Annotated in this window: 6 protein-coding genes; 3 read left to right on the top strand and 3 right to left on the bottom strand. The window is 74.8% G+C overall.

The window, feature by feature from the left end:
* Nucleotides 1-17: 17 nt before the first annotated feature.
* Nucleotides 18-800, bottom strand: a complete 783-nt coding sequence (locus tag ACFU6K_RS30525) for an alpha/beta hydrolase (protein WP_380668458.1) — start codon at nt 798-800, stop codon at nt 18-20.
* 292 nt (nt 801-1092) lie between these two features.
* Between ACFU6K_RS30525 and ACFU6K_RS30520 the strand changes: the two genes are divergently transcribed.
* From ACFU6K_RS30520 to ACFU6K_RS30510, 3 genes are all read left to right on the top strand, one after another.
* Nucleotides 1093-1710, top strand: coding sequence for a peptidase inhibitor family I36 protein (locus ACFU6K_RS30520; protein WP_380668456.1), 618 nt, complete (start codon nt 1093-1095; stop codon nt 1708-1710).
* A 127-nt stretch (nt 1711-1837) separates the two neighbouring features.
* Nucleotides 1838-2224 carry a nuclear transport factor 2 family protein gene (locus ACFU6K_RS30515; RefSeq protein WP_380668454.1) on the top strand — a complete coding sequence of 129 codons (387 nt, stop codon included), beginning with the start codon at nt 1838-1840 and terminating at the stop codon, nt 2222-2224.
* A gap of 21 nt (nt 2225-2245) precedes the next feature.
* Nucleotides 2246-2689 (top strand): GNAT family N-acetyltransferase, encoded by a 444-nt coding sequence (locus ACFU6K_RS30510; RefSeq protein ID WP_380668452.1) that lies wholly within the window; start codon nt 2246-2248, stop codon nt 2687-2689.
* A 121-nt stretch (nt 2690-2810) separates the two neighbouring features.
* Here ACFU6K_RS30510 and ACFU6K_RS30505 read toward each other — a convergent pair whose 3' ends face one another.
* Together ACFU6K_RS30505 and ACFU6K_RS30500 are read right to left on the bottom strand one after the other, a co-directional pair.
* A complete protein-coding gene (locus ACFU6K_RS30505) occupies nt 2811-3458 on the bottom strand; it encodes an HAD family hydrolase (protein WP_380668450.1) in 648 nt (215 codons plus the stop codon).
* Nucleotides 3455-4969 carry a prenyltransferase/squalene oxidase repeat-containing protein gene (locus tag ACFU6K_RS30500; protein ID WP_380668448.1) on the bottom strand — a complete coding sequence of 505 codons (1515 nt, stop codon included), beginning with the start codon at nt 4967-4969 and terminating at the stop codon, nt 3455-3457. Before ACFU6K_RS30500 ends, ACFU6K_RS30505 begins: the two co-directional genes overlap by 4 nt.
* Between the last annotated feature and the right edge of the window lie 331 nt (nt 4970-5300).

Genomic DNA, 5300 nt, shown 5'->3' with positions numbered 1-5300 from the left:
CGCCGCGACCGCGCGCGTCACGCCGGCGAGGTGGCCGTCCGGCCGAGGTGCCGGGTGAGGAAGCGGGCCGCGCTGTCGGCCTCGGACCTGGGGAAGTCGAAGTGCCCGCCCGCGTTGGCGTGCAGCGTCTTGTCCGTCGAGGCGAAGGCGTCGAACAGCGCGAGGGCGGCCTCGCGCGGGATGCGCTCGTCGTCCCACTGCATGGCGAACTCGATCGGGACGGTGATCCGCCTCGCCTGCTCGACCAGGGCGTCGGGCCACATCAGCCCGAAGACCGCGGCCGTGATCCTGGGCTCGGCCGCCACCAGCGGCACCCCGAGCGCGGTGCCCATGGCGATGCCGAAGTAGCCCACCGGCCCGTCGGCGCCGATCTCCGGAAGCTCCTGGAGGGCGTCCAGGGCCGCCCGCCACTCGGGCACGGCGAGCTCCGCCAGGCGGGCGTTGTACCGGACGACGACCGGGCCCTCCGGCTCGCCCGCCGACTGCGCCGCGCGCAGGTCGGCGATGTCCGCCTCGTCCTGCGCGCTGCGCGGCCGGTCGCCGTGACCGGGCGCGTCGAGGACGGCGACATGGAAGCCGCAGCCGGCCGTCAGGAGCCGTGCCCGGCCCGCCATCGACGGGTGCTTCTTGTGGGCGCCGCCGCCGTGGCCCATCAGGACCAGGGGCGCGCGACCGGTGCCGTTGGCAGGGGAGGCGGGGGACCAGAGCACGCCGGGGACGCCGCCCACGGTGAAGTCGCGTTCGGTCATGCCGTCCGTCGAGGACTCGGCGGTGAAGTGAAGGGACTGGGAAGAGCGCATCGGTGTGGCCTTTCGGGAGGTGCCTGCTCATCGCGGCGCTCCCGGCGACACCCTGCGTCAGTCGCCGGCCGTGAACCCCAAGGGGAGCACCCGTATCGGTACTGCGGTCACGGGTCTCACCTCCTCGGGCGGCGTCACGGTCGACTGCAAGGTACAAGCCCGAGCCTCGTCCCGTCCAATCCTTTTCCCGGCCACGTTCCCGGGTGCCAAGCGGCCGTACGCATTCCTACAAGACCGCCGCTTCCGCGCCCGGACAGGATGGGCTTCCGAAGGACCCCGACAAGGAGGTTTCATGCTGAAACACCTGAGAGTGGGAGCCGTGAAGAAGCGTCTGCTCGCGGTGCCCCTCGCCGTCGCGGCCGCCCTGGCGGTCTGCGTCGCCCCGGCCGCGTCCGCCGCCACCGGCGCGGGCGGCTCGGGCGGCCCTGGCGCCGGCCAGGCCGGCTTCTCGGCGCAGGCCCGGGGCCTGGGGCTGAGCGGTGCCCAGGCCAGGAGTCTGCAGGACCGGGTCGACGACTACCTCGCCAAGACCCCCGGGGCGAGCCAGGTGGCCGTCAACAAGGTCGCCCTGCCCGGCGGTGAGCTGCTGCTCCCCCTGCCCGGCGAGGAGCGGGCCCGCGACCTCGCCGCCGAGGGCGACTCCCCCGCCCTGTCCGCGGGCTGCCCGTACACCTACGTGTGCGCGTACAGCGGCACAAACTTCACGGGCGAGGAACTGCGCCTGTTCACCTGCAACTACCCGGTCCCCATCCGCTGGGGCGGGACCGGATCGTGGATCAACAACCAGCGCTCCACGCTGTACGCCAGGTTCTACGACGTCAACGGCAACGTCGGCTGGACCTCGCCCGGCGGCTACAGCGAGGACCGCGCGGCCCCCTGGGGCTGGGTCTACTGGCTCAGCCCCTGCTAGAACGGCGTCGCCGCAGTGGGAAGTCGGCCACACCGACTTCCCACTCACTAGCACACCGGCGTCCGGAGCACGCCGAGAACGGTCCACTGCGGGTGCTCGGCATGATCGCGTTGCTACGTTCCGAATCATGGATTTCAACAGCATCGCGAATTCGTTCGTCCAGCACTACTACGCGACCTTCGACGGCGGCCTCGCCACCCGCAACAACCTGGCGAGCCTCTACCACCCCGAGTCGATGCTCACCTGGGAGGGCAAGCAGGTCCAGGGGGTGCCGGGCATCATCGAGACGATCAGCAGGCCCGAACTCGCCGTCGTCAAGCACAGCGTCACCTCCTCCGATGCCCAGCCCGCCCCGGGCGGCGGCGTCCTGGTCGCGGTGACGGGCAGCCTCGCCCTCGACAACGCCTTCGACAAGCCGATGCTCTTCACCGAGACCTTCAACCTGCAGCCGCTCCCCAACCAACCCGGCGGCTTCTTCATCTACAACCAGATCCTCCGCCTCGTCCTCGCCTGACCCGGACAAACGCCCCCGCCGGTGCTGCGGCTGCGTGAACTGGCCGACGGCGACGCCGAGTCCGTGCGCCGCATCCACGCCGACGGCGCCGCCGCGGACCTGTGGTTCGGCGCGATGACCGGCACCCAGGCCCTCGCCTACGTCCGCGAGGCCGCCGCGAACCCCGCCCTCCTCCTCGTGCGCGGCATCGAGGTGGACGGGGACCTGCTCGGCGTCGTCCGGCTCCGGCTCGACCCCGACCGCGGCACCGGCCGGCTCAGCTACATCGTGCGCGAGGACGCCCGGGGCAACGGCCACGCCACCGCCGCCGTACGGCGGTTCCTCACCGGCGACGACCTGCCCGCCCGGGTGCTCGCCGTCCACCGGGAGGCCAACCCCGCCTCCGGCCGGGTCCTCGCCAAGGCCGGATTCACCCTCACCCGCACGGGCGCCGGCCTCGTCCACCACGAGCGTGCGTGCCGCTGAGCGACCCGGAGTGGGACGTCGGCCCGGCCGACTTCCCACTCCGGCACGGAACCGCACCTGCCCGTCCCGACCCTCCGGACGCCGCCCTGACGGGTGACACCGGGCCGTCGGGGGGCGCATATCAGGGCCGTTGCGCGGTCCAGGTGTGGTCGCGGACGTCGATGACGGGCATGCCGGCGGCCAGGGCGGCGGTGACGCCCTCGTGGGTGTTCTCGAAGGCCAGGCACCGGCCGGGGCCCACGGCCAGTTCGGCGGCGGCCAGGAGGTAGGCGTCCGGGGCGGGCTTGAGGCGGGCCACGTGCTCGCGGGCGATGACGGTCCGGAACAGGCCGTCCAGGCCCGACGCGGCCAGGCCCGCGCGGACGACCCGGCCGTCGTTGGCCGAGGCCACCGCCAGGGGAACGGTGCGGGCCAGGTCGCGCGCTAGGTCGGCGACCCGGGCCACCGGACGGGCCCGGCCGGCGAGGGTGAGCCAGTGCGCGCGGGTGCGGGCGACGAACTCCGGGTCCGTGTCGGGGAGATGGAGGCCGAGGTCCCGGTGCAGTCGCTCGCGCAGGGCGGTCAGGTCGGCCAGGGGCGCGTCCTGCAGCCACGGTTCGGGGACGGTGAGGCGCAGGTCGGTGAAGCTGGCGCGGACGGCGTCGGTGTTGAGGGCGCCGGTGTCGACCAGGGTGCCGTCGAAGTCGAAGACCACGGCGGCCGGGCGCAGTGCGGCGAGGAGTTCACGGTCGGGCCCCGGTGTGCGGGGGCCGGTGGCGGCGGGGTTCATCGGTGGGTTCCGGTGGGCTGCCGTGCGGGGGCGGGCGTCCGGTGCAGGGCGCGGGCGGCCAGGGCGTGGATCTGGGTGCCGGTGGCGGTGAGGAAGGGGCGGGGGCCGTACATGACGGGCAGGTCGGTCCAGGTGCCCTCCTCGGTCTGGGTGTCGACGAGGAAGCGCAGGGCGCGTTCGACGGCGCCTCGGGGCGGGTCGGGGTGGTGGGTCAGGGCCGTGACGGCCAGGCCGGTGGCGGTGGGGCTGGAGTGCGGCTCGCCCGGGACGCGGGGCCAGCTGCCGTCGGGGCGCTGGGCCGCGAGCAGGGCGTCGGTGGTGGCGCGGGTCCGCGTCCCGGGCGGGAGCAGGGTGCTGATCTCGGCGGCGCCGTAGGCGGGCGGGGCGTACCAGTCGCTCGCCCAGTGGCCGTGGGCTCCTTGGCCGGTGAGCCAGCGGCGGGCGGGGGCGAGGTCGATGCCGGGCAGGGCGGCGGCCTCGATGCCGGCCACCATGTGGGCGACGACGTCGGGGACGGGGGTGTCGTCGCTGGAGTGCCAGGTGGTCCACAGGCCCGCTTCGGTCCGGCAGCGGCGTGCGTAGCCGGTGGCGGCGGTACGGACGCGGTCGGCCCAGTGGGTGCCGCCCAGCGCGAGGAGGGTGTTGCCGGTGGTGTCGTTGTCGGAGTCGAGTGCTGCGGCGCACGCCCAGCCGCCGTCCTCCTGCTGGGCGGAGGCGAGGAAGGACAGGGCGGCGGGGAGTGCGTGCGCGTCGAAGTCCGGGTGGCCGCGCAGGGCGCGGACCATCAGGCCGGTGTCCCACACCTCGCTGACCATGAAGCGCCAGGTGCCGTCGGGGTGCTGGTCGGCCAGCAGGCTGTCCCGGCAGCGGCGGGTGACCGGGTGGTCCGGGGCCGTCCGGGTCAGTGCCAGGTGCAGCATGCCCGTGACCAGGGGCATGCCGTAGAAGGAGCCGTCCGCGGACTGGGCGCGCCGGAAGTCGTCGAGCGAGCCGGCCGGCGGGGGCAGGGCCAGGGCGGAGCGGGCGATGGCCTCGAAGGAGAGCAGCATGAGCCGTTGCCAGGGCTTGAGGCGGCTGCCGCGCTCGTCTCCCAGCGCGGCCTCGGTGTCGGCCAGCAGTCGGCCGGCCTGGGCGCCGGGCGCGCCGAGGGCACACGCCAGGGCGTGCAGGTACAGGGCCCGCCGTGCGTGCGGCCCGGCCGCGGCCGACAGGGCGGTGAACGCCGGGAGCGTCCCGTCGGCGGTGGCCGCCTCGACCAGCCACCGGTCGGCGGCCGCCACGAAGGGGTCGTGCCGCTGCACGGCGGCGCCCCGCAGCCAGGCGACGGCCCGCGCCCGGGCCCGCGCGGCCCGGTGTCCCCCGACATGTGCCAGCGAGCAGGCGACGACCGCGTTCTCCAGCACGCGCGGCTGCGACGGCGTCCGCCAGGCGCCGTCGGCGCCCTGGGTCCCGACCGCGAACCGGGCGGCCCTGCCGAGGCAGTGCGCCGCGTCCGCGGCGATCCCGGTCACGGCCTCCGTGGCGGACGGCCCGTGACCGTCCACCATCGCTGCGAGAAAACGCAACACCCCACCCCTTTCCCCGGCACGCCCCGCTGGCGCCCCTCGTGGACCGGGCCCCGTCGGCGCACGCCTCGGTTCCGCGGTATGGCCGGCGATCAGCCTCGTCGGCGCCTCACGTTAGCGGCCCCCGTGGCAGCAGGGACATGACATGGGTCACTCGCTGCTCGCGGCCGACGGCCTCCTGCCTGCGGCGACGTGCGCGCAGGGTCGTTGGGACACCGTCGGGTCCGTCGCGGAGGTCGACCGCTCCGGGTGCCGAACGGCCCGGGCTGTCCGGGCC

This window comes from Kitasatospora sp. NPDC057512 (assembly GCF_042802135.1).
Classification (GTDB): Bacteria; Actinomycetota; Actinomycetes; order Streptomycetales; family Streptomycetaceae; genus Kitasatospora.
Note: the sequence above shows the minus strand (reverse complement) of the source record. Positions and strands in the feature narration are given on the sequence as shown.

Excerpts from the sequence above, each read along its gene's own strand:
- ACFU6K_RS30525 (WP_380668458.1), bottom strand. The coding sequence starts at position 800 with ATGCGCTCTTCCCAGTCCCTTCACTTCACCGCCGAGTCCTCGACGGAC.
- ACFU6K_RS30520 (WP_380668456.1), top strand. The coding sequence starts at position 1,093 with ATGCTGAAACACCTGAGAGTGGGAGCCGTGAAGAAGCGTCTGCTCGCG.
- ACFU6K_RS30515 (WP_380668454.1), top strand. The coding sequence starts at position 1,838 with ATGGATTTCAACAGCATCGCGAATTCGTTCGTCCAGCACTACTACGCG.
- ACFU6K_RS30505 (WP_380668450.1), bottom strand. The coding sequence starts at position 3,458 with ATGAACCCCGCCGCCACCGGCCCCCGCACACCGGGGCCCGACCGTGAA.